General features: G+C 72.6%; 20 protein-coding genes. 12 read left to right on the top strand and 8 right to left on the bottom strand.

The window, feature by feature from the left end:
- Positions 1-10 precede the first annotated feature (10 nt).
- On the bottom strand, positions 11-1066 hold the full coding sequence (locus QQX13_RS05975) for a 3-isopropylmalate dehydrogenase (protein ID WP_301121193.1): 1056 nt from the start codon (positions 1064-1066) through the stop codon (positions 11-13).
- 184 nt (positions 1067-1250) lie between these two features.
- On the bottom strand, positions 1251-1709 hold the full coding sequence (locus tag QQX13_RS05970) for a hypothetical protein (RefSeq protein ID WP_301121191.1): 459 nt from the start codon (positions 1707-1709) through the stop codon (positions 1251-1253).
- Between the two features lie 145 nt (positions 1710-1854).
- Here QQX13_RS05970 and QQX13_RS05965 point away from each other — a divergent pair, with 145 nt between their 5' ends.
- Entirely contained in the window at positions 1855-6012 is a 4158-nt protein-coding gene (locus tag QQX13_RS05965; protein ID WP_301152797.1) for an nSTAND1 domain-containing NTPase, read from the top strand.
- Positions 6013-6072: 60 nt separating this feature from the next.
- Here the strand turns inward: QQX13_RS05965 and ilvC are convergent, their stop codons facing one another.
- The 3 genes from ilvC to QQX13_RS05950 form a co-directional block, all read right to left on the bottom strand.
- Positions 6073-7104: a ketol-acid reductoisomerase gene (gene ilvC, locus QQX13_RS05960; protein WP_301121187.1), complete on the bottom strand. Its 1032-nt coding sequence runs from the start codon at positions 7102-7104 to the stop codon at positions 6073-6075.
- 91 nt (positions 7105-7195) lie between these two features.
- Positions 7196-7717, bottom strand: a complete 522-nt coding sequence (gene ilvN, locus QQX13_RS05955) for an acetolactate synthase small subunit (RefSeq protein WP_301121185.1) — start codon at positions 7715-7717, stop codon at positions 7196-7198.
- A 5-nt stretch (positions 7718-7722) separates the two neighbouring features.
- Positions 7723-9594 carry an acetolactate synthase large subunit gene (locus QQX13_RS05950; RefSeq protein WP_301152796.1) on the bottom strand — a complete coding sequence of 624 codons (1872 nt, stop codon included), beginning with the start codon at positions 9592-9594 and terminating at the stop codon, positions 7723-7725.
- Positions 9595-10197: 603 nt separating this feature from the next.
- Here QQX13_RS05950 and QQX13_RS05945 point away from each other — a divergent pair.
- Positions 10198-10395: a hypothetical protein gene (locus QQX13_RS05945; protein WP_301121181.1), complete on the top strand. Its 198-nt coding sequence runs from the start codon at positions 10198-10200 to the stop codon at positions 10393-10395.
- A 60-nt stretch (positions 10396-10455) separates the two neighbouring features.
- On the opposite strand, the gene ilvD is transcribed toward QQX13_RS05945, so the two are convergent.
- Positions 10456-12153, bottom strand: a complete 1698-nt coding sequence (ilvD, locus tag QQX13_RS05940; RefSeq protein WP_301121179.1) for a dihydroxy-acid dehydratase — start codon at positions 12151-12153, stop codon at positions 10456-10458.
- A gap of 291 nt (positions 12154-12444) precedes the next feature.
- On the opposite strand from ilvD, the gene QQX13_RS05935 reads away from it, so the two are divergent.
- The 8 genes from QQX13_RS05935 (at position 12445) to QQX13_RS05900 (ending at position 19138) form a co-directional block, all read left to right on the top strand.
- The gene (locus tag QQX13_RS05935) at positions 12445-13188 is read left to right on the top strand and encodes a MerR family transcriptional regulator (protein ID WP_301152795.1); all 744 of its coding nucleotides are present in this window, start codon (positions 12445-12447) and stop codon (positions 13186-13188) included.
- Between the two features lie 131 nt (positions 13189-13319).
- Complete coding sequence (locus tag QQX13_RS05930) at positions 13320-14111, top strand: NADPH-dependent FMN reductase (protein WP_301152794.1); 792 nt, start codon at positions 13320-13322, stop codon at positions 14109-14111.
- 198 nt (positions 14112-14309) lie between these two features.
- Entirely contained in the window at positions 14310-14873 is a 564-nt protein-coding gene (locus QQX13_RS05925; RefSeq protein ID WP_301121173.1) for an NADPH-dependent FMN reductase, read from the top strand.
- A 63-nt stretch (positions 14874-14936) separates the two neighbouring features.
- Positions 14937-16256 carry a cryptochrome/photolyase family protein gene (locus tag QQX13_RS05920; RefSeq protein WP_301152793.1) on the top strand — a complete coding sequence of 440 codons (1320 nt, stop codon included), beginning with the start codon at positions 14937-14939 and terminating at the stop codon, positions 16254-16256.
- A 135-nt stretch (positions 16257-16391) separates the two neighbouring features.
- Complete coding sequence (locus tag QQX13_RS05915) at positions 16392-16721, top strand: hypothetical protein (RefSeq protein ID WP_301152791.1); 330 nt, start codon at positions 16392-16394, stop codon at positions 16719-16721.
- 82 nt (positions 16722-16803) lie between these two features.
- Positions 16804-18270 carry a DNA-3-methyladenine glycosylase 2 gene (locus tag QQX13_RS05910; protein ID WP_301152789.1) on the top strand — a complete coding sequence of 489 codons (1467 nt, stop codon included), beginning with the start codon at positions 16804-16806 and terminating at the stop codon, positions 18268-18270.
- The gene (locus QQX13_RS05905; RefSeq protein WP_301121165.1) at positions 18267-18755 is read left to right on the top strand and encodes a methylated-DNA--[protein]-cysteine S-methyltransferase; all 489 of its coding nucleotides are present in this window, start codon (positions 18267-18269) and stop codon (positions 18753-18755) included. Before QQX13_RS05910 ends, QQX13_RS05905 begins: the two co-directional genes overlap by 4 nt.
- Positions 18756-18778: 23 nt before the next feature.
- Positions 18779-19138, top strand: a complete 360-nt coding sequence (locus tag QQX13_RS05900; RefSeq protein WP_301121163.1) for a DUF1801 domain-containing protein — start codon at positions 18779-18781, stop codon at positions 19136-19138.
- A 12-nt stretch (positions 19139-19150) separates the two neighbouring features.
- On the opposite strand, the gene QQX13_RS05895 is transcribed toward QQX13_RS05900, so the two are convergent.
- On the bottom strand, positions 19151-20101 hold the full coding sequence (locus tag QQX13_RS05895; RefSeq protein WP_301152787.1) for a 2-hydroxyacid dehydrogenase: 951 nt from the start codon (positions 20099-20101) through the stop codon (positions 19151-19153).
- 53 nt (positions 20102-20154) lie between these two features.
- Positions 20155-21324 (bottom strand): ROK family protein, encoded by a 1170-nt coding sequence (locus tag QQX13_RS05890; protein ID WP_301152786.1) that lies wholly within the window; start codon positions 21322-21324, stop codon positions 20155-20157.
- 168 nt (positions 21325-21492) lie between these two features.
- Here QQX13_RS05890 and xylA point away from each other — a divergent pair, with 168 nt between their 5' ends.
- Both xylA and QQX13_RS05880 read left to right on the top strand, forming a co-directional pair.
- Positions 21493-22683, top strand: coding sequence for a xylose isomerase (gene xylA, locus QQX13_RS05885; RefSeq protein ID WP_301152784.1), 1191 nt, complete (start codon positions 21493-21495; stop codon positions 22681-22683).
- Between the two features lie 97 nt (positions 22684-22780).
- The gene (locus QQX13_RS05880) at positions 22781-24208 is read left to right on the top strand and encodes a xylulokinase (protein WP_301152783.1); all 1428 of its coding nucleotides are present in this window, start codon (positions 22781-22783) and stop codon (positions 24206-24208) included.
- Positions 24209-24373 lie beyond the last annotated feature (165 nt).

Here is a 24373-nt window from a genome sequence, read left to right as displayed (position 1 = left end):
CGGGATACCGCTAGCCGCGGATGCGGGCGGCGAGCGCGTCGCCGATCTCGGCGGTGGTGCGCTGCGAGCCCGCGGCGCCGGCGGCGACCTTGGCGGCCGCGTCGGCGGCGACGGCGTCCTCGACCTTCGCGGCAAGCTCCGGGTGGCCGAGGAAGTCGAGCATCATCGCGACGGAGAGCACGGTGGCGGACGGGTCCGCGATGCCCTTGCCGGCGATGTCGGGCGCCGAGCCGTGGACCGGCTCGAACATCGACGGGCCGGTCTTGTCGGGGTTGACGTTGCCCGACGCGGCGAGGCCGATGCCGCCGGAGATGGCGGCCGCCTCGTCCGTGAGGATGTCGCCGAACAGGTTGTCGGTCACGATCACGTCGAACGACGCGGGCGCGGTGACCAGCTTGATGGTCGCCGCGTCCACGTGCAGGTAGTCCCAGGTGACGTCGGGGAACTCGGGCGCGACGGCCTCGACCGTGCGGCGCCACAGGTGGCCGGCGTGCACCAGCACGTTGTGCTTGTGCACCAGGGTCACGTGCTTGCGCTCGCGGCCGGCGGCCACCGAGAACGCGTAGCGGACCACGCGCTCGACGCCGTGACGGGTGTTGACGGAGACCTCGGTCGCGATCTCATGGGGCGTGTCGACTCGCAGCGCGCCGCCGTTGCCGACGTACGGGCCCTCGGTGCCCTCGCGGACCACGACGAAGTCGATGTCGCCGGGCTCGCTCAGCGGCGAGACCTCGCCCGGATACAGGCGCGACGGACGCAGGTTGACGTACTGGTCGAGCTCGAAGCGCAGCTTGAGGAGCAGGCCGCGCTCGAGCACGCCCGAGGGGACCGTCGGGTCGCCGATCGCGCCGAGCAGGATCACGTCGTGGTCCTTGATCGCGGCGAGGTCGGCGTCCGTCAGGGTCTCCCCCGTCGCGTGCCAGCGCTTCGCGCCCAGGTCGAACTCGGTGGTCTCGAAGGCGAGGTCGGTGCCCTCGGTGGCGGCGGCGAGGCACTTGAGCCCCTCCGCGACCACCTCGGGACCGATCCCGTCACCGGCGACGACGGCGAGGCGGTACGTGGTCATCAAGGTCTCCCTGCGGTGCGAAACGAGGCCCGGAGCGCCACCCTGCCGGCCGCGTGGGCGCGGGGCGGCGACGCCGGTCGAACACCTCGTATCGTAGGGCCGCTGTCCACCTGGTGGCAACATTGTCTCAACATGCAAGACGATGCCGACACCCTTCGAGAAGGTGCCGACATCGCCCCGTGCGCTACTCGTCGACGCTCGAGTACGCGTACTCGGGCACCCCTCCGAGCGGCTCGTAGTGGTCGACCTGGTCGCCCAGGCTCTCGCGGACGTAGTCCGGCATGCCGCCCATCGGCTCGACGGCGTCCCCCACCGTGTCCCGACCGCAGGACGCGTCAGGCACGCATGGCATCGCCTCGTACTCCTCGGCGACCGGCGCCGGGACGGCGTAGGCCGGCAGGCCTCCCGTCATGGGCTCGCGCACGAGCCCGGTGTCGCTGAGCCTCTGCGTCGAGCCCCACGACCCCCCGGAGTACACGTAGCCGACGTTCTGACCCGCACCCGCCTGGTTCTCCGCCGTGTTCGGGTCGGCGCATGCCGCCAACGACAGCGTGGCTGCCGCGGCCAGGCCCGCGAGGGCCCCCATCCCCTTCACGAGGACGGCTGCACCGCCATGGCTCCTCACCTTCATCCGAGTCCTCATGATCCTGCCCTCCTTCCGTGGGCACCTTCAGGACACACCTCGCGCGTATGGCCCCGGTATGCGCCCGGGAGCGGTCGGTATCCGCCCGGTATGCATGCGGCGGCGACCGTTTGACCGGGCCCGCCATCGGATCCAGACTCGAAGAGTGAGGGTGTCCGTCCTGGGCGGCACGGGCGCCTCGGCGGAACCGGGGGTCAGCCCGCGGGAGCACGCCGTCCTCGAGGCGCTGCTGGTGGCCCGACCGGTCGCCGCCAGCCCCGAGCGCATCGCCGAGGCCGTGTGGGGGGATGCGCCGCCCGCGACCTGGCCCAAGCAGCTCCAGGCCGCGATCGGACGCCTGCGCAAGGCGCTCGGACCCGACGCGATCGCCACCACGCCCGCCGGGTACCGGATCGTCCCGAGCGCCGACGGCGGCACCGTCGTCGCCGACGCCGACGAGTTCGAGGCGGCGGTCGCGCGAGCACGCGAGTATGCGGCCGACGGTGAGCACCACCGCGCCGTGGCCACGCTGGAACGGGCGCTGGGTCTGTGGCGCGCCGCCCCGTACGAGGACATCGCGGACTGGCCGGCGGCGCGCGACGAGGCGTCGCGGCTGGCGGAGCTGCGCGAGGCCGCCACGGACGACCTTCTCGAGGCGCGCCTCGCGGCCGGGGATCACCGTGCGGTGGCCGAGGGCGCGACCGCGCTCGTCGCGGCCGAGCCGTACCGCGAGCGCCGATGGCGCTGCCTCGCGCTCGCGCAGTACCGGTGCGAACGCCAGGCGGACGCGCTCGAGACGACTCGTCGTGCGCAACGCCTGCTCGCCGACGAGCTCGGCGTCGATCCCGGGGCGCCGCTGGTCGCGCTGGAGGAGGCGATCCTCCGCCACGATGAGGCGCTGCTCGCTCCGCCCGAGGCGCGTGCTCCGAGCCCCGACTGCCCCTACCGGGGCCTGCGACCGTACGAGCCGCAGGATGCACACCTGTTCCATGGACGCGACCAGGACGTCGCGGCCGTGCTCGCGGTCCTCGACCGCACCGGCTTCGTCACCGTGACGGGTCCGTCCGGGGTCGGGAAGTCGTCGCTGCTCCGCGCCGGCGTGATCCCTGCGCTTCGCCGGCGGGGGCTCGATCCGATCCTGCTGGGCCCCGGCGCCTCTCCGAGCGACGTCGCGGCAGGCTCACGGCGCCGCCCGATGGTTCTCGACGACATCGGCCGCGAGTTCGCAGACCGCCCTCGCGCAGCGGCTCTCGCGGAGGCGCTGGCGGACGCGCACGCCGGGGGCGTGCGCGTGATCCTCGCCGTCCAGTCGCTCCAGCTCGACGGGTGCGTGGCGCAGCCGGCGATCGGCGCGCTCGTGGGCGGCGGGCTGCACTTCATGGCGCCCCCGACACCGGACATGATCCGCGCGGCGGTCGAGCGGCCCGCGCTGCGGAGCGGACTGTCGATCGAGCACGGCCTGGTCGACGTGATCCTGCACGACGCCGCGCGGGTGGACACCGCCCTTCCGCTGCTCTCCTACTCGCTGGCCGCGACCTGGGAGCGGCGCGACGGGGGCACGCTCACCATCGAGGCGTACGAGGCGACGGGCGGGCTGCTCGGAGCGATCGCGCGCGCGGCGGAGCGCCTGTACCTCAACCTGGGCGAGGCGGAGAGGGACGCGTGCCGAGCGCTCATGCACCGCCTGGTCGAGGTGTCCACCGACGGCGGCGTGCTGCTCCATCCGGTCGTCCCGGCGGTCGCGCAGGCGACGGCCGCGCGCGCCGCCGCGCTGGCACGGCTGGTGGGCGCCCGCCTGGTGGTCGCGCGCGAGGACGGCTATGCGCTCGCCCACGAGGCGCTCACGCGCGAATGGCCGCGGCTGGGGGCCTGGTTGGAGCAGGACGCGGAGACCAGCCGGATCGTCGCCCACCTGACGGAGGCGGCCACGGAGTGGGACCGCGGCGACCGGAACGACGACGATCTGTACCGCGGCGCCCGCCTTGCCGCGGCCCTCACCTGGCGCGATGGATCGGACGCGGCGCTGACGCGGGTGGAACGGGAGTTCCTCGCCCGTTCCGCGGCCGTCGCGGCAGCGGCCGCCGACCGCGAGCGACGGATCCGGCGACGCTCGCGGGGGCTCCGGGCATGGGTCGCGGCATCCAGCCTCGCCCTCGTCGCGCTCAGCCTCGCCACCGCCGGGCTGCGCGGCATCGCGGAGGAGCGTCGCCAGGACGCCGCGGTCGCCACCATCAGCGCACGCGTGCGCGACATGGCGACCTGGGCGCGTCCCGTCGCGGCGCTGCTGGCCGTCGAGATCTGGTCGCGGGACCCGGACGACCCGCGCGCTCGAGCGGCGCTCTTCGACTCGGCCGCCGCGCACCCGGACCTGCTCGACGCGACGGTCCTCGACGGCGGTGGCGGCCTCGGATTCGCGGACCTCGGCGGCCAGGGCCAGGTCCTGGTCACCGGGACCGGGGTCACGTTGAACGAGCCGGGTTCGAACGCGGCGGCGTGGACGGTTGCCGCGCTCGACACGTGGGCGGCCGACGGACGGCGCGATGTCGCCGCAGCGGCGGACGGCTCGCGGATCGCGGTGCTCGCGGAGGCCGCGGAGTGCCCCGGCATTGCTCCGTGCGGGGTCCTGAGCAGCGTCGACACGGCCACCGGTCGGCTGCTCGCCTCGGCGATCGTCACCGGCGCGATCCCCACCGAGCGCAGCCATCCGCTCCAGACCCAGGTGGACGCCGCCGGCAGCACCGTGGCGACCGTCGACAGCGGCGACGGCGCGGTGGAGATCCGTGACCTCGCCACCCTGGAGCCGGTCGGATCCATCGGCGTCTCGGGCGCCCGGACCGACGAGGTGGCGCTCACGCTCGCCCCGGACGGGCGCCTGGTGATCGTGCAGCCGGGAAACGTCAGGCTGGTGGACATGGAGACCGCGACCGAGGTGTGGTCCTCGCGGCTCATGGGCTCCACGTCCGGCCTGTCCGCCACCGTCACCCGCGACGGCGTGCTCATCACCGCCGGCGCGGGCGCGATGCAGGCGGTCGATCTCGCCTCGGGCACCACGACGTGGCTGTCTCCGCTCGACCCTCAGGCCTCGGGCCCGTGCGCCTGGATGGCGACCGACGAGGCCGCCTCGCTGCTGTACTGCGCGGACGTCGACGGCGCGGTGAGCGAGCGGGATCTGGCGACCGGGGAGCTCACCGGCCGCGTCCTGCGCACGCAGCCGGAGCACGCCGGGGCGCTCGCGTGCGGCGACGGCGAGCTCGCGGCCTTCGGCTCGACCGCGCCCGTGGTCACCCGGTGGACCACCACCGGCGACGGCCCGGTGCGCCGGTCGATCGCGCAGGGTCAGATCCTGCTGGACGGCTACTCGCCCAGCGGCACCCGCCTGCTCACCAGCACCCGGCGCCCCGACGACGTCGGGTGGGACCTCTACACCGAGTTCAGCACCTGGGACGTCGGCACAGGTGCGCAGGTGCGGCGGTACGACGGCGTCACGGGCTACGCGTGGGTCAACGACGAGTCGGTCGTGGCGTTCTCGTTCGAGACTCGCGAGTCCGGCCTGTTCTCGCTCGCCGACGGCGCGCTCGGGCGGACCTTCTTCCTGGCACCCTCGACCGAGCTCACCCTGTCACGCGATCGGACCATGATCTACGTGGTCGACGGGAGCGACCGCCCCTGGGGCATCGACGTCGCGACCGGGGCGCCGGAGACGCTCACGGCCGACGTCGAGGGCAAGGCCACCCTGGTCGCGTCGTCGCCGGACGGACGCCTCGTCGCGATCTCGAGCGTCGCCGACGACGGCACCTCCGGCGTGCAGGTGTTCGAGACCGCGACCGGCGCGCCCGTCTCGACCTTCACCCCCGAGCTGTGGAAGGCGGCCATCAACGACGACGGGGTGGTCGCGGCCGGCGCTCCGGGCGGCGTCTCGACGCTCTCCGCGGAGCTCGAGCCGCGCCGCCGCTTCGACATGCCCGGCCAGGACATCACGGTCATCCGGTTCAGCGCCGACGGCGACCTGTTCGTCGTCGGCGACGACGGCGACGGTTCCATGGTGTTCGACACGGCGACCACCACCCGGATCGCGGGGCCGCTCGCCTCGGACTCGCCGTACCCCTGGCCCGTCGCGCTCCGGTCCGACGGGCTGGAGCTCGCGGTCACCACCGGCGAGGGCATCGACGTCTGGTCGCTCGACCCGGAGATCCTGCGCCGGGCGGCATGCGCGTCGGCGGGTCGCGACCTCACGGCCCAGGAGTGGGAGACCCACCTCGCCGCGTTCGGCCCGTGGCGATCGACGTGCGGCTTCGGTCGCACGCCGCCCACCGCATCGTCCTGACGCACGACGAGGGGGAGGTCCCGGACGGGACCTCCCCCTCGGCGGGTCAGGACGGTGGGGTCAGCGCGCGGCCGAACCGTCCACGTAATCCTTGTCCGCGCTCGCGCCGGACCAGCTGAACAGGGCGCGCAGCTCCTTGCCGGTGGTCTCGATCGGGTGCGACTCCTCCTTGGCGCGCAGCTCCTTGAACTCGACCGCGCCGTTGTCCTGGTCCGCGATGAAGCGGGTGGCGAAGGCACCCGACTGGATGTCCGCGAGCACGGCCTTCATCGACTCCTTGACCTCCGGGGTGATGACGCGCGGGCCCGAGACGTAGTCGCCGTACTCGGCGGTGTCGGAGATCGACCAGCGCTGCTTCGCGATGCCGCCCTCCCACATGAGGTCGACGATCAGCTTGAGCTCGTGGAGCACCTCGAAGTAGGCGATCTCGGGCTGGTAGCCCGCCTCGGTGAGGACCTCGAAGCCGTACTGGACCAGGTGCGAGGTGCCGCCGCAGAGCACGGCCTGCTCGCCGAACAGGTCGGTCTCGGTCTCCTCGGTGAAGGTGGTCTTGATGACGCCGGCGCGCGTGCCGCCGATGCCCTTCGCGTAGGACTTCGCGAGGTCCCAGGCGCCGCCGGTGGCGTCCACCTCGACCGCGATGATGTCCGGGATGCCGCGGCCCGCGACGTACTCGCGACGCACCGTGTGGCCGGGGGCCTTCGGCGCGATCAGGATCACGTCGACGCCCTCGGGCGCCTGGATGTAGCCGAAGCGGATGTTGAAGCCGTGCGCGAAGGCGAGCGCCTTGCCCTCGGTGAGGTTCGGCTTGATCTCGTCGTTGTAGATGCCGCGCTGGTGCTGGTCGGGCGCGAGGATCATGATGACGTCGGCCCACGCGGTGGCGTCGGCGACGTTCTGGACGGTGAAGCCGTCCTCCTCCGCCTTCGCGATCGACTTCGAGCCGTCGCGCAGCGCGACGTGGACCTCGACGCCGGAGTCGCGGAGGTTCTGCGCGTGGGCGTGGCCCTGCGACCCGTAGCCGACGATGGCCACCTTCTTGCCCTGGATGATCGAGAGGTCGGCGTCCTGCTCGTAATACAGCTCAGCCATGCTGGGGATCTCCTTCAGTTTCTTCTCTGACGTAGGGAATTCTTGCGGGAGGGACGATGCGAGGGTGACCGCCGCATCGTCCCGCGTGCTGCTAGGCGGTGGCGACGCGATCGAGCGCGCGCTCCGTGATGGAGCGGGCGCCGCGGCCGATGGCGACGGTGCCGGACTGGACGATCTCGCGGACGTCGTGCGGCGCGAGGGCCGCGAGGAGCGCCTCGAGCTTGCCGGGGTTGCCCACGGCCTCGATGATCAGCGAGTCCGGGGCGACGTCGACGACGTGGGCGCGGAACAGGTCGACGATCTGCAGGACGTCGGTGCGCTGGCGCGCGTCCGCGCGAACCTTGACCAGCAGCAGGTCGCGCTGAACGGAGCGCTCGTCCTCGAGCTCGACGATCTTGAGCACGTGCACCAGCTTGTTGAGCTGCTTGGTGACCTGCTCGAGCGGGAGCTCGTCGACGTCGACCACGACGGTGATGCGGGAGATCTCCGGGTGCTCGGTCTGGCCCACCGCGAGGGAGTGGATGTTGAACGCGCGGCGTGAGAAGAGGCCGGCGACGCGCGCGAGCACGCCGGGCTTGTTCTCGACGAGCACGGACAGGGTGTGCTTGGTCATGGGGTTCAGTCCTCCCGGTCCCACTGGGGTGCGATGCCGTGGGCGTACTGGATCTCGTCGTTCGACTTGCCGGCGGCCACCATCGGCCACACCATCGCGTCGCGCGACACGGTGAAGTCCACCACCACGGGCTGGTCGTCGATCTCGTTGGCGCGCTTGATGGTCGCGTCGACGTCAGCGTCCGACTCGCAGCGCAGGCCCACGCAGCCCATGGCGTCCGCGAGCTTGACGAAGTCGGGGACGCGGCGGGTGCCGTGGCCGGTGTGCAGGTCAGTGTTCGAGTAGCGCTCGTTGTAGAACAGCGTCTGCCACTGGCGCACCATGCCCAGGGACGAGTTGTTCACGATCGCGACCTTGATCGGGATCTCGTTGATCGCGCAGGTGACCAGCTCCTGGTTGGTCATCTGGAAGCAGCCGTCGCCGTCGATCGCCCACACCTGCTTGTCGGGCATGCCCACCTGGGCGCCCATCGCGGCGGGCACGGAGAAGCCCATGGTGCCGAGGCCACCGGAGTTGATCCAGGTGTTCGGGTGCTCGTACTTGATGAACTGGCTGGCCCACATCTGGTGCTGGCCCACGCCGGCGACGTAGATCGTCTGCTCCGGGTCGTTGAGCTGGCCCAGGCGCTGGATCACATGCTGCGGGCTCGACAGGCCGTCCTTGGTGGGCGTGTAGCCGAGCGCGTAGGTGGTGCGCCAGTCGTCGAGCTGCGCCCACCAGGCCTCGAGGTCCGGCTTGCCGTGCTTGACGTGCTCCTCCGCGAGGGCGGGCACCAGGGCCTCGAAGACCTCCTTGAGGTCGCCCACGATCGGCACGTCGACGGCGCGGTTCTTGCCGATCTCCGCAGGGTCGATGTCCGCGTGCACGATCGTCGCGTGCGGCGCGAAGCTGCTGAGCGCTCCGGTCACGCGGTCGTCGAAGCGGGCGCCCAGGGCGACGATCAAGTCGGCCTTCTGCATGGCGGCCACCGCGGGGACGGTGCCGTGCATGCCGGGCATGCCCAGGTTCTGCGGGTGGCTGTCGGGCAGGGCGCCGCGCGCCATCAGGGTGGTGACCACGGCCGCGCCGGACAGGTCCGTGAGCTTGCGCAGGCCGGCGCTCGCGCCGGAGCGGATCACGCCGCCGCCCACGTACAGCACGGGGCGACGGGCGGTCGCGAGCAGGCGCGCGGCCTCCTGCACCGTCTTGTGGTGCGGGCGCGCGCCCGAGTTGAAGCCGGGCAGCTCGATGCGGCCGGGCCACTGGAACGTGGTGGTCGCCTGCTGCGCGGACTTCGCGATGTCGACGAGCACCGGGCCGGGCCGACCGTGGCTCGCGATGTAGAAGGCCTCCGCGATCGCGCGGGGGATGTCGGCGGCGTCCGTCACCAGCACGTTGTGCTTGGTGATGGGCGCGGTGATGCCCACGATGTCCGCCTCCTGGAAGGCGTCCGTGCCGATCATCGAGGCGCCCACCTGGCCGGTGATGGCCACCAGCGGGATCGAGTCCATGTTCGCGTCCGCGATCGGGGTCACCAGGTTGGTGGCGCCGGGACCCGAGGTGGCGATGCAGACGCCGACCTTGCCGGTGGCGTGCGCGTAGCCCTGGGCGGCGTGGCCGGCGCCCTGCTCGTGGCGCACCAGGATGTGACGGAGCCTGGTCGAGTCCATCAGCGGGTCGTAGGTCGGGAGGATCGCTCCACCGGGGAGTCCGAAGACGTCGGTCGCGCCGGCGCTCTCGAGCGAGCGGATGATCGCCTCAGCACCGGTCATCTCGACGCCGTTGAGCGACGGATCCGGGTTCGACTGAGGCGTGGGCTGCGCGAGCGAGGTGACGCTCGCGGGCTCACGGGCGATGCGGGACGCGGGAACGCCCGGCTTGGCCTGGACCTGTGCCATCTTCTCTCCTGGGTTCGTGGACTGCGGCGGCCCTCACGTCCGCCTCGCATGAAAAGTCCCCCTGCCCGGTGGCCGGTCGGGGGATGCGCGCGGACGTCTGCGTGGGTTACGGGGTGCGGTCCGCGCGCCCGATAACTCGTACAAGGATCGTCTGCATGCAGCGACTCTACGCCGGGGTCGGGGCAACGGCTCACCATCCGGACCAACTATCTCACATATTGGTTCACGATCTTGAATAGTGAGATTGGCGTGGCGTATCCAGCCCCCTCGTGGCGCTCGGGACACTCAGTCCTCCTATCGAGGCCCTCCCGCGCCTCCCGGGACGTTCAGTCCTCATCGCCTCGACCCCGCCGAGAGCAGCCACGGTCCGGCGGATCGCGACCTGCGTGGACGGTGCCGCGCGCTCACGAGGACTGAGTGTCCCGGCAGGCGCGCATGCGCCCGAGATTGAGGACTGAGTGTCCCGACACGCGGGAGGGGCGGGACGGCGGGGGGTGGGTGTCTCCACCCGGGACCTGCGTCTCATCCGCACGCCGCAGGGTCTGCTAGTTTTCGAAACACCGGGAGCCGATGACGTCTCCCGATGACATGAGGAGATCGCCGATGACGCCGATCGACACCACCCGGGTGCCGCCGCGCTCCGCACGCATCGAGTTCGCGCTGGCCGCCGTCCTGACCGTGCTCGTCCTCATCGAGGTCGTGCGTCAGGACTGGCTCATCGCGGCGATCCTGGTGCTGCTGGGCCTCGGCATCGCCACCACCGTGCTCGACGACGTGCGGCGGTCCCTCACCGGCCGGTGACGCGGAACGCCCCGCCCGGACGGACCGGACGGGGCTCCTGCGATTCGACGACGCGGAGGCTCAGCCGAGCACGGCGCCCTTCGACGCCGAGCCCACCAGCTTCTGGTACTTGCCGAGCACGCCGGTGGTGAAGCGCGCCGGGATCGGCGCCCAGCCCTCCTGGCGCGCCTCCATCTCCTCGGCCGGCACCAGCACCTCGAGGGTGCCGTTGGCGACGTCGAGGGTGATCTTGTCGCCGTCCTTCACGAACGCGATCGGCCCGCCGTCCACCGCCTCGGGGGCGATGTGGCCGACGCACAGGCCGGTGGTGCCGCCCGAGAAGCGTCCGTCCGTGACCAGCAGCACGTCCTTACCCAGGCCCGCACCCTTGATCGCCGCGGTGATCGCGAGCATCTCGCGCATGCCGGGACCGCCCTTCGGGCCCTCGTAGCGGATGACCACGCAGTCGCCCTTCTGGATCTCGCCGGCCTCGAGCGCGTCGAGCGCGGCACGCTCGCGGTCGAACACGCGGGCGGTGGCCTCGAAGACGTCGTCGTCGAAGCCCGCCGACTTCACCACCGCGCCCTCGGGAGCGAGCGAGCCCTTGAGGATGGTGATGCCGCCGGTCTTGTGGATCGGGTTGTTGAGCGCGCGGACCACGCGGCCGTCGATCTTGGCGGGCTTGAGCTCGTCCATGTTCTCGGCGAGGGTCTTGCCGGTCACGGTCATGACGTCGCCGTGCATGAGGCCCGCGTCCAGCAGGGTCTTCATGACGGCGGGGACGCCGCCCACGCGGTCGACGTCGTTCATCACGAACTGGCCGAACGGCTTGAGGTCGCCCAGGTGCGGCACCTTCGAGGCGACGCGGGCGAAGTCGTCGAGTGTGAGGTCCACCTGCGCCTCGTTCGCGATCGCCAGCAGGTGCAGCACGGCGTTGGTCGACCCGCCGAACGCCATGACCACGGCGATCGCGTTCTCGAACGCCTCCTTGGTCATGATCTGGCGGGCGGTGATGCCCTTCCGGAGCATCTCGACCACGGCCTCGCCCGACTTGTGCGCGTAGTAGTCACGGCGGCGGTCCGCGCTCGGCGGGGCCGCGGAGCCGGGGACCGACATCCCGAGCGCCTCGCCCACGGACGCCATCGTGTTGGCGGTGTACATGCCGCCGCAGGCGCCCTCACCCGGGCAGATCGCCTTCTCGATCGCGAGGCGGTCCTCCTCGGACATCAGACCCGCGGCGCACGCACCCACGGCCTCGAACGCGTCGATGATCGTGACGTCCTTCGACGTCCCGTCCGACAGCGTCACGTGGCCCGGCATGATCGAGCCGGCGTACAGGAACACGCTCGCCAGGTCGAGGCGGGCCGCGGCCATGAGCATGCCGGGCAGCGACTTGTCGCAGCCGGCGAGCAGCACGGAGCCGTCGAGACGCTCCGCCATCATCACCGTCTCGACGGAGTCCGCGATCAGGTCGCGCGACACGAGCGAGTAGTGCATGCCCTCGTGACCCATCGAGATGCCGTCGGAGACGGAGATGGTGCCGAACTCGAGCGGATAGCCGCCGGCGGCGTGCACGCCGTTCTTCGACGAGGCCGCCAGGCGCTGCAGCGAGAGGTTGCAGGGGGTGATCTCGTTCCACGAGGACGCGATGCCGATCTGCGGCTTCGCGAAGTCCTCGTCACCGAGACCGACGGCGCGCAGCATGCCGCGCGCGGCGGTCGCCTCCAGGCCGTCGGTGACCTGGCGCGAACGGGGCTTGATGTCGGGGGTCTGGCTCATGTGCCGAGTCTAGGACGATGCGCGGGCCGGCTTCGCGCGCGGCCCCGGGGCCGGCTCCGTCACGCCGGCCCCGGGGCCCTCGTGTCACCGCGGCGCGGTCTACGGGGCGTCGCCTACCCCTTCGCCGGACGCTCCCGTATTCATGCACGAACGAACGGGTGCCTCCTCACCCCGCCCACCGTGACGATGCGCGCTCGTGCATGAACACGGGAGCGTGGAGAGCGAGGCATCCCCGGTCCGCGCGCATCACCGCTTGCGCTTGACGCTACGTCAACTTCTACCGTGGTGGGTATGGACATCTCGGAGCTCTCGCGACTCGCCGGCGTCAGCAGCCGCACGCTGCGTCACTACGACGCGATCGGCCTGTTGCCTCCCGCGTGGACCACACCCGACGGGCGCCGGCACTACGACGAGCCCGGGCTGCTCCGGCTCCAGCACATCCTGGTGCTGCGCGAGCTCGACGTGCCGCTCGAGACCATCGCGAGCATCGTCGACACCGACGACCCGGCGCTCACCGCATCGTTCCTCCGCGACCATCACGCCGCGCTCCTCGCCCGCCGCGACCGCTACGCCGCCCTGGCGGAGACGGTCGAGACCACCCTCACCCACCTCGAGAAGGGACTGCCGATGACCCCCGCCGACATGTTCGAGGGCTTCGACCACCACCGCTACGAGCCGGAGGCGCGCGAGCGCTGGGGGGACGATGCCGTGGAGACGTCGAACGCCGTCTGGGCCTCGCTCGGGGTCGAGGGGCAGCGCCGCCACCAGGCGGAGCACACGGCGATCGCGGAGGGCGTCGCGCGGCTCGCGGCCGCCGAGGTCTCGCCCGAGGACCAGGAGCTCCAGGCCCTGATCGCGCGCCACCATGCCTGGGTGTCGCTGTTCTGGACGCCGGGCCGGGAGGCCTACGAAGGCCTGGGCCGGATGTACGCGGATGACCCGCGTTTCCGGGCGACGTACGACAAGTTCGGCGACGGCACGGCCGAGCTCCTGCGGGACGCGATCGCCGTGTACGCGAGCGGTCTGTCAGACTGAGCACGGCCTCTCGACACCGCGGCTGAGCAGGTGTCGGGAATGTCTCTGCGTCACCCCTGGTTGGTGAGGGTGTCCGCGAGGGGTTGCGGTCGCAGTGTCGAGACATCATCGCTTCCGAGGAAGGACCGCAGATGCCGGTCATTGGACTGCTGCTGGGCCAGCTCCCGCACGCCCGCACTGCTCGCCAGCTCGCCACCATGCTTCACGCCGCCGCGCCGAGCGGCACCACCCTGGTCGAGATCTCGACCGCCGAGCTGCCGTTCCACGCCCCCTACGCCGACATGCCGACGCCCGCGGGGGCGATCGCCTTCAAGCGTGCGCTCGCCGACGTCGACGGGCTGCTGATCATCACCCCGTCGCACGAGCGCTCGATCCCCGGCGCCCTGAAGCACGCGATCGACTGGGCGTCCGCCTCGCCGAGCTCGCTCGAGGGCAAGCCCGTGGTGATCGCCGGCGCCTCCGCGCCCCGCTCCGGATACTTCGCCGCGCTGCAGCACCTGCGCACCGTGCTCAACGACGCCGGCGCGCGCCTGATGGGGCAGCCCGAGCGGACGCTCGCGGTCGCCCCGCACTGCTTCGGCGGATCCGGACGCTGCGTCGACGCCGAGCTCGACTCGCAGGTGAGCGAGCTGGTCTCGGCGGCCGCGGGCTACGTCGCGCATCTGAGCCGCGAGCGCGTCGCCACCGCCGAGCGCCCCGTGATCGACACGGCGGCGGGCCGCCTGTCGACCGAGGAGACCCGCCGTCCCATGCGCGTGCTCCAGCGGCTCGAGGTGAGGGGCGACGGCGGTCCCGCCAGCCCGGTCGACGGCACACCGAGCCCTTTCGTCGACACGGCGTCGACCATCGACCCGCTCGTGGCCACCGGGGATCCGGCGATCCTCGCGTTCTCCACCGAGACCACCACCGGCGCGCCGGGCTGAGGCGCGGGCCGGCTCCTGCGGCCGGCCGCATCGTCCCCTCCCCACATCGCTCCCCCGCCCTCACAGCGACGCGCCGCGCGCACCAGGGCATTTTGTTGACTTGTCATCTTCTGGAATAGTTGACGTGTCACCGTAGTTCTCGTGACTGTCCGCCAGCGTCGTCGGAGACTCCACCCCCCTACCCCTGAGGAGACACTCATGACCCGCATCGGCTACATCGTCGGATCGCTCTCGAGCACGTCCATCAACCGCCAGGTCGCGAAGGCGCTGGTCGGTCTCGCACCCGCCGACGTCGAGCTCGTCGAGCTCGACTTCCGCGCCCTGCCGCTCTACACCCCGGACTACGACGCCGACTACCCGGCCGAGGCGACCGCGTGGAAGGACGCGATCGAGTCGGTCGACGGCATCATCATCCTCACGCCCGAGTACTCGCGCTCGCTGCCCGGCTCCCTGAAGAACGCGCTCGACTGGGCGGCCCGTCCGTGGGGCACCAACTCCTTCAACGGCAAGCCCGTCGCGATCGCCGGCGCCTCGATCAGCTCGGTCGGCACCGCCGCCGCGCAGCAGCACCTGCGCGCGATCCTGGGCCACTTCAACGCGCTGACCATGGGCCAGCCCGAGGTGTTCTTCCAGTACAACCCCGCCGCCTTCGGCCCGGACGGCGCCGTGGTCGACGACGCGGTCAAGGCGATCCTGTCCGGCTTCCTGGCCGCCGCGGTCGCGCACGTCGAGGCGCACGCGCCGGTGGCCGTGGGCGCCTGACGCTCACCCACCTCTCAGGGGCCCGCCGGAATCTTCCGGCGGGCCCCTCGTGTTGTGCCGGACATGACATCCGTGTGGTGGGTCCGGCGCGACGCGCGCCTGGCCGACAATCCCGCCCTGGTCAGCGCTCTGGAGGACGGCCCCGCCGCCGCCGCCGCCGTGTGGACCCCCGCGATCCACCTCTGGTCGGGACGTCGCCGCGCCCACCTGGCCCGCGTCTGGTGGAGTCTGCGCGAGGACACCGGGGGTGCGCTCGGCGTCCGTCGCGGTCCCGCCGACGATGCGGTGCTCGCGGTCGCGCGGGAGCACGATGCGCCGGTGGTCTGGGCGGCTCAGGAGTTCTCGCCCGCCGGCGTGCGCGAGCAGGAGGCCGTCGCGGCGGCGCTGCGGGCCGACGGGCGCGAGCTGCGGTTCATCGGCTCGCCGTACGCGGTCGCGCCCGGGCGGGTGCGCAAGGGCGACGGGACCGAGTTCAAGGTGTTCACGCCCTTCCTGCGCGCCTGGCGCGAGCACGGCTGGCGCTCCCCCGCCCCGGATGCCGATCCTGATGGGTTCGTGCGCGTCGAGAGCGATGTGGACCTCGACCAGCGCGCCGCCCACGGCGACGCCGACGACCCGCTCGCGGAGCGCGCCGAGTTCCGCGAGGCACGCATCCGCGACCAGCTCGCCGACTTCCTCGCCGGTGACATCGACCGCTACGCGAGCGAGCGCGACCGGCCCGATCTCGACGCCACGTCGCACCTGTCCGTGCCCCTCGCCTACGGGCAGATCCATCCGCGGACGGTCCTCGCCGCATCGTCCCGCCTGCGCTCGGACGCCGCGCGCAAGTTCGAGTCGGAGGTCGCCTGGCGCGAGTTCCACGCCGATGTGCTGCACCATCACCCCCGCGCCCAGCGCGAATCGCTGACGCCGGTGATCCCCGAGGACGCATGGGCGACGGGGTCCGAGGCGGACGAGGCGTTCATGGCCTGGCGCGACGGGCGCACCGGGTTCCCGCTGGTGGACGCGGGCATGCGCGAGCTCGCCGCCACCGGCACCATGCACAACCGCGTGCGGATGGTGGTCGCGAGCTTCCTGGTCAAGGACCTGCATCTGCCGTGGCAGCGCGGCGCCGCGTACTTCCGCAAGGCGCTGCTCGACTACGACCACGCGCAGAACCAGCTCAACTGGCAGTGGGTCGCCGGCACGGGACGGGACGCGGCGCCGTACTTCCGGATCTTCAACCCCGAGTCCCAGGCGAAGAAGTTCGACCCCGACCGGCGCTACGTCGAGCGCTGGTTGCCCGAGCTCGACACCCCGGCGTACCCGGAGCCCATGGTCGACCACAAGGCAGAACGGGAGGTCTCGCTCGCGGACTTCCAGCGGGGCAAGGAGCTGCGCTGAGACGTAGCACCGCGGTCATCCCGTCGTAACGCGCGCGGGCTACGGTGGCGGAAAGCCAACGAGGGCGCCCGCCTGGGCGCACGGCCACCGGCCGCGCCCTGCCCCTCGCGTGCCGCCCGGACAGGAAGGGCACGCATGGGCGCCACCTCATCGGACCACGGCTTCATCGGCCATCCCGAGCTCCCGCACGGCTACGACCCCTACCTCGCGCATCGTCGCGAGCGCCCGGAGGACTGGATGGCCCGCGCGGCGCTCACCGCGGCGGTGATCGGGCTGTTCCCCGTCGCGCTCGTGCTCGGGCACCTCTCGATCCGGGCGGTCCGGGACGGGCGCGCCCATGCATCGTCCCGGGCGCCGCTCGCGCTCGGGCTGGGCTACATGGCGGCGCTCATGGCCCTCGCCGCGTTCATCTCGCTGGTGGTGCTGGGTCAGGGCGCCGCGACCGCGCGGCTGATCGTCGGCTGACGCGCCGCCGCCGGCGGCAACCCCGCACCGCGATGTCCGAAATCCGCCATCCGCGGCGCCCAGGATGCGCGACACTCGAGGCATGTGGGACGACGAGACGCGCTACGCGGTGATCCGCGGACGCGACGCACGCTACGACGGGCAGTTCGTCACGGCCGTCCGTTCGACCGGCATCTACTGCCGTCCGTCCTGCCCCGCCCGCACCCCCGCCCGCGCGAACGTCGACTTCTATCCCAGCGCGGCCGCAGCGCAGCGGGCCGGCTTCCGGTCATGCCGCCGGTGCTTCCCGGACGATGCTCCCGGCTCGCCCCGCTGGCGGGTGGGCGCCGACGTCGCGTCGCGGGCGATGCGGATGATCGACGACGGCGTCATCGAGCGCGAGGGGGTCGCGGGCCTCGCCGCGCGCCTGGGCTACACCGAGCGGCACGTGTCGCGGCTGCTCACCGAGGAGCTCGGTGCGGGTCCGCTCGCGCTGGCGATCGCGCATCGCCTCCAGCACGCCCGCACCCTGCTCGAGGGGACCGATCTGCCGGTGCACGCGGTCTCGCGAGCGGCGGGCTTCGGCTCGGTGCGGCAGTTCAACGACGCGGCCCGCAGCGCCTGGGACCTCACGCCGGGCGAGGTGCGCGGTCGCGCGGGGACCCGCGCGACCGGCGACGCACGGGTGGAGCTGCGGCTGAGGCTGCGCGCGCCCGCGACGCTCGGGCGCACCCTCGCCTTCCTGGGGGTGCGCGCGATCGACGGGGTCGAGACCTGGGACGGCGAGACCTACGAGCGGACGATGCGGCTGCCGCGCGGGGCCGCACGGGTCGCGCTGAGCGCGGTCGCCGGCGGCGTGCGCGCGGTGCTGGAGCTCGCCGACGTCAGCGACCTCGCGGCGGCCGTCGCGCGGGTGCGCCGGCTGCTCGACCTCGACGCGGATCCGGTCGCGGTGGACGATGCGCTGGGCTCCGACCCCCTGCTCGCGCCGCTCGTGGCCGCCGCGCCCGGGCTCCGGGTGCCGGGCGCCGTCGACGGCTTCGAGATGGCCGTGCGGGCGATCGTCGGGCAGCAGGTGTCCGTCGCCGGTGCGCGGCGTACGCTCGGGAGGCTGGTCGAGGCGTACGGAGGAGGACTCAGCGTCCCGGCAGGCTCGCATGAGGGCGCTCCCGGAGGACTGAGCGTCCCGACCGGGATGTTTCCGGGGCCCGAGGCGCTCGTCGACGTCGATCCCGGCTCCGGGCTGCTGCCGGCCGCGCGCTGGCGAGCGATCTCCTCCGTGGCCCAGGCGATGCTCGATGGCGACCTGGACCTGGGTCCCGGCGCCGACCGCGACGCCGCGCGCGCGACCCTGCTCGGGATCCGCGGGATCGGCCCGTGGACGGTCGAGTACCTGGCGATGCGCGCGCTCGGCGACCCGGACGCGTTCCCCGCGACCGACCTGGTGCTCGCCAAGGCAGCGGGCCTCACCCCCCGTGAGCTGGACTCTCGCGCCGAGGCCTGGCGGCCCTGGCGCGCCTACGCGGCCCTCCACCTGTGGACCGCCGTCTCTGAAGGGAGAACCCCATGACCACCCAGGTCGCACGCGACATCCCCACGCCGATGGGTCCGCTCACGCTCGTCGCCTCGGAGGAGGCGCTCGTCGGCGCCTACTTCGACGACCACCGCCGGCGCCCCGAGCTCGACGGCCTCGACCGCCCGCCGGTGCACGCCGTGCTCGATGCCGCCGAGGCGGCCTACGCCGCCTACCTGGAGGACCCGACGGCGGTGCCGCCGGTAGCGACGCTCGCCGCGGGTACCGACTTCGAGCGCAGCGTCTGGGCCGCGCTCTCCGCGATCCCGTGCGGCGAGACCCGGACGTACGCGCAGGTGGCGGACGCGATCGGCCGCCCCACCGCGGTGCGCGCCGTGGCCGGCGCCATCGGCCGCAACCGGCTCACGGTGCTGGTGCCGTGCCACCGGGTGGTGGGCGCTGACGGCTCCCTCACCGGCTATGCGGGCGGGGTCGAGCGCAAGCGCTGGCTGCTCGAGCACGAACGGCCCTTCCAGGACTGATACCGCGGGAGTACGGTGACCTCATGGCGGACAACGAGGTCGACCTGTGGATGACTCGCTACGACAACCCCATGAAGGACGTGGTCGAGCGGGTCAGGCGGATCATGCTTCACGCCGACGACCGGGTCGACGAATGCATCAAGTGGCAGGCACCGACCTTCACCTACAAGGGCAACATCGCGAGCTTCTTCCCCAAGGCCACCCGCCACGCGTCCCTGATGTTCCACCAGGGCGCGCTCATCCCCGGCACCTTCCCCCACCTGCTCGGGGACGGCAAGGAGGGGCGGTCGATGACGTTCATCTCGATCGCCGAGGCCGAGGAGCGACGCGACGAGCTCACCGCGATCGTGCAGGCCTGGATCGCGATGCGCGACGCCGCCTGACCGCCGCGATCCCTAGGCCGGGAACGCCCCCATCATCACGAAGTTGACCGGGTCGTCGCCGTGCCGTCGCGCCTCCACCTGGCGGCGCACCAGGTCGGTGTAGCGACGGTTCAGGAGGGTCTCCACCCCCGCGACGTGCGGCACGACGATGCACCCGGGCGCATTCCACAGCGGGTGGCCCTCGGGCAGCGGCTCGGGGTCCGTGACGTCGAGCGCCGCGCGGATGCGGCCGGTCTGAAGCTCGGCGACGAGCGCGTCGGTGTCGACGACCTTGCCGCGGCCGACGTTGATGAGCAGCGCGCCGTCCCTCATCGCCGCCAGGAAGGCGGCGTCCACCAGCTTGTCGGTCGACTCGTCGTGGGGCGTGACCACCACCACGACGTCCTGGTGCGGCAGCAGGCTCAGCAGGTCCGCGGCGGCGTGCACGAGCGTGCCGTCGGTCGCGATGCGCGCGGACCGCGCGACCCCCTCGACCTCGACCTCGCACGCCCGCAGCCGCGTCGCGATCGCCTCGCCGATGCTGCCGTAGCCGACCACCAGGGCGCGCGAGTCCGCGAGCGAGGGCGCGGAGAAGTCCGGCTCCCAGACGCCGCGGCGCTGGGCGTCGAGGAACTGAGGCAGGCGGCGCTGCGAGGCGAGCGCGAGGGCGAGGGTCATCTCCGCCACGCGCGTGTCGTGGACCCCGCGCGCGTTCGCGAGCGCCACGCCCGCGGGGATGAACGGCAGCGCGTGCTCGTAGCCGGCGGAGGCGATCTGGATCACCTTGAGGTCGGGGCACATGCCGAGCCGGCCGTAGACCTTCCGGCCACCGCTCCAGTGCGGCAGGCAGGCGATGGTGATCCGCTCCCGCTCGTGGGCGGGCGGGTCGGACTCGCGTGGATCCCAGACGATGACGCGGGCGTCGGACCCCAGGTCGCCCAGGGCGTCCGCCACCTCCTGTGCCGGCACGGAGACGGTGATCATGCCGCCAGTCTGCCAGGACGGGACGGGTGGGCGGCTCGAGCCCTCGGGATCGGTCAGCGCTGGATGAGGACGGTGCCCGCCGGGTCCGCGAGCAGCGGCATGAAGGCGCGCTCCGCGGCGCCGATGAGCAGCCGGTTGCCGCCCAGCGCCGCGCGGGCGATGGAGGCCCCCTCGGCCTTGGGCAGGAAGCTGTGGCGGTCCACCTCGGTCTCGATGAGCGCCTCGCGCTCCTCGTAGAGCGTCCCGAGGAACCCGCCGAGCAGCACCACGTCCGGGTCGAAGGCGCACTCGAGGTTGGCGACCGCGCGCGCCAGGGTCCTCGCGAGCGCGTCGAGGGCGTCGTCGTCGTGGGCCGCGGCGTCGAGGGCGACGGCGTTGAGCTCGGTCTCGAGGCAGCCGGTGCGACCGCACGAGCACTCGACCCCCTCGGAGCGGATCATCATGTGACCGAACTCGCCGCCGTAGCCGCGGCCGCCGCGGAGCATGACGCCGCCGAGCAGCGCGGCGCCGCCGATGCCCGAGGCGGAGCCGTTGAGGTACACGACGTTGTCGTGGCCCTTCGCGGCGCCGTAGCCCCACTCGGCGCGCAGGCCGAGGTTCGCGTCGTTGCCGACCGTCGCGGGGATCCCGAGCGCGTCGGAGAGGCGCTCGCCGAACGACACGCCGCGCCAGCCCAGGTGCGGCGCGTCGACCACGGTCGACGCGTCCATCGCGACCAGGCCGGGCACCGCCGCGGCCGCGGCCGCGACCCGCACGCCCGGCATCGAGCCCAGGAGGAACCGTGCCTCAGCGGCGGCGATCTCGACGGCGCGCTCCGCGCTCGGCGGCGCGTCGAGGGCGACGCGGCGCCGTCCCACCACGGTGCCGTCGATCGCGACCGCCCCCACCTCGAGCGCGTCGACGTCGGGGTGGATCGCGAGCGAGACCACGTCCGTGCGCGGCCGTACGATCAGGCTGGGGCGGCCGACCGCGCCCGTCTCCGCCGCCGAGTCCTCGACGACGAGGCCCAGGTCCGCGAGCTCCGCGACCAGCCCGCCGATGGTCGAGCGGTTCAGACCGGTGTCGCGCGTGAGCTGCGCGCGGGTCAGGGGCCCGCCGTAGTGGACCGCGGTCAGCAGCGCGGACAGGTTGTGGCGCCTCGTCTGGTCGTTGCGGCTCCCGCGGGCGCGCATGGCCGGGGAGGCGGCCTGCTCGGCCGCCATCGTCGCGTCGCCTGCGCCCACGCGCACCTCCTGTGTCGCCCGCCAGTATGCCGGGACCGAGGGACGATGCTGAAACCGCCGCATCGTCGCGCCGCGATCCCCCGCCGTCGCTTTGACACGACGCCCCACCCGTCATATGTTTATGCCAGAAACTTATCACGTGCACCCGCACAGAGCAGAGGAGCTCGCATGGCGATCACGCCCACCCCGGCCGACAAGTTCACGTTCGGCCTCTGGACCATCGGCTGGAACGCCGCCGACCCCTTCGGCTCCGCCACGCGCGGGCCGCTCGACGCGGTCGAGGCGATCCACAAGCTCGCCGAGCTCGGCGCCTACGGCATGACCTTCCACGACGACGACCTGTTCCCCTTCGGCTGCTCCGAGGCGGACCGGCGCGCGGCGATCGACGCGCTGAAGAAGGCGTGCGAGGAGACCGGGATGACCATCCCGATGATCACCACCAACACGTTCTCCCACCCGGTGTTCAAGGACGGCGGAGTCACGTCGAACGACCGCGCCGTGCGTCGCTTCACCATCCGCAAGATCCTGCGCAACATCGACCTCGCCGCCGAGCTGGGCGCGAAGACGTTCGTGATGTGGGGCGGGCGGGAGGGCGCCGAGTACGACTTCTCGAAGGACATCCGCGTCGCCCTGGAGCGCTACCGCGAGGCCGCCAACCTGTTCGGCGACTACGTCCTCGAGAAGGGCTACGACCTGCGCTTCGCGATCGAGCCCAAGCCGAACGAGCCTCGCGGCGACATCCTGCTGCCGACCGTGGGCCACGCGATGGCGTTCATCAACACGCTCGACCACCCCGAGCTGGTGGGACTCAACCCCGAGGTGGGCCACGAGCAGATGGCTGGTCTCAACTTCACCGCTGGCATCGCGCAGGCGCTCGACCACGGCAAGCTGTTCCACATCGACCTCAACGGTCAGCGCGGCATCAAGTACGACCAGGACCTGGTGTTCGGCCACGGCGACCTGATCAACGCGTTCTCGCTGGTCGACCTGCTCGAGAACGGCGGCCCCGGCGGCGGCAAGGCCTACGAGGGCCCGCGCCACTTCGACTACAAGCCGTCGCGCACCGAGGACATCGACGGCGTGTGGGAGTCGGCCAAGGCCAACATGCGCATGTACCTGCTGCTCAAGGAGCGCGCCGCGGCCTTCCGCGCCGACCCGGAGGTCCAGGAAGCCATCGCCGCCACCCGCCAGGGCGATCTCGCGCAGACCACGCTCGGCGAGGGCGAGACCACCGCGGACCTGCTGGCCGACCCCTCGGCGTACGAGGACTTCGAGCCCGACGTCTACTTCGACGGCAAGGGCTTCGGCTTCGTCAAGCTGCAGCAGCTGGCCGTCGAGCACCTCATGGGCGCCCGCTAGACCCACCCCCTCCCCCGCCGATGCCCGCCCGCCCTTCCTCCTTGGGGCGAGCGGGCATCGGCCTCTCCCTCTCGAACGTGATCAGAAAGGACGCGCGATGACGCTCGTCGCCGGCGTCGACTCCTCGACGCAGAGCTGCAAGGTGGTCGTCCGCGACCTGTCGACCGGCGAGGTGGTGCGCTCCGGCCGCGCCTCGCACCCCGACGGCACGTCCGTCGGCCCCGCGGCCTGGTGGACGGCCCTCCTCGCCGCGATCGAGCAGGCGGGCGGCCTCGCCGACGTCGCCGCGATCTCCGTGGGCGGCCAGCAGCACGGCATGGTCGCGCTGTCCACGGACGGCGAGGTGGTGCGCGACGCGCTGCTGTGGAACGACACCCGCTCGGCGGGCGCCGCGCGCGACCTCACCGAGGAGTTCGGCGCCACCGCCCTCGCGGAGCGCACGGGGCTGGTGCCCGTCGCATCGTTCACCTCGACCAAGCTGCGCTGGCTGCGCGACGCCGAGCCGGACAACGCGGCGCGGGTCGCGGCCGTCGCCCTCCCCCACGACTGGCTGACCTGGCGGCTGCGGGGCTACGGGCCCGCCGCATCGTCGCCGCTCGGTCCGGTGCTGTCCGAGCTGACGACCGACCGCTCGGACGTGTCGGGCACCGGCTACTGGAACCCCGCGACGGGCGAGTACGACCGCGACCTGCTGATCGCCGCCCTGGGGCACGATGCGGTGGTGCCGCGCGTGCTGGGCGCCGGCGAGAGCGCCGGCACCGTGCACGGCGACCTCACCGGTGGCGCGACCTGCATCGTGGGCCCCGGGGCGGGCGACAACGCCGCCGCCGGGCTCGGCCTCGGGGCGACCGTGGGCGACGTCGTCGTGTCGCTCGGCACGTCGGGGACCGTGTTCGCCGTGACCGAGCAGGGCTTCCGCGACGAGACCGGGATCGTGGCCGGCTTCGCCTCCGCCTCGGGCGAGTACCTGCCGCTGGTGTGCACCCTCAACGCCTCGCGCGTGCTCGACGCCTTCGCCACGGTGCTCGGGGTGGGCTACGACGAGCTGAGCGCGCTCGCCATGGCGGCCGAGCCGGGTGCCGGCGGCCTCACGCTGGTCCCGTACTTCGAGGGCGAGCGCACGCCGAACCTGCCCGAGGCCACCGCGTCCCTGCACGGCATGACGCTGGCCAACACGACGCGCGAAAACATCGCGCGCGCCGCGATCGAGGGCATGCTCGCGGCGCAGGCGGTCGGCATGGAGGCGATCCTGTCCGCGGGCGTGGTGGCGAAGCGCGCGCTGCTGGTCGGGGGCTCGGCCCAGAACGCCGCCGTGCAGGCGATCGCGGCGCAGGTGCTCGACGTGCCTGTCGAGGTGCCCGAGCCCGGCGAGTACGTGGCCGCCGGCGCGGCGGTCCAGGCCGCGTGGGCGCTCACGGGATCGCGTCCCGAGTGGCCGCTCGCGGTGGTCGCGGCGCCCGCGAAGGACACCCGCCCCGAGATCATGGAGGCCTACACGGCGGCGGCATCGTCCTACCTCCCCTGACGCCCGCCTCCCCCTCCCTGGACAGTCCGCACGGAGCTGGTCCCGGGTCTGCGGCGTGTCGACCCCGTAGCCGCCGCCATGCGCGGCGTGTCGCGTCGAGATCCGTGCGGACTGTCCGGGGGCGGGAGGAGAGAGAGGGGCGGTCGGCGCGGTCGGTAGCATCGA

The sequence above is a fragment of the Demequina lignilytica genome, from assembly GCF_030418375.1.
Taxonomy (GTDB): Bacteria; Actinomycetota; Actinomycetes; order Actinomycetales; family Demequinaceae; genus Demequina; species Demequina lignilytica.
The sequence above is the reverse complement of the archived record's forward strand: the minus strand, read 5'-3'. Positions and strand labels throughout refer to the sequence as shown.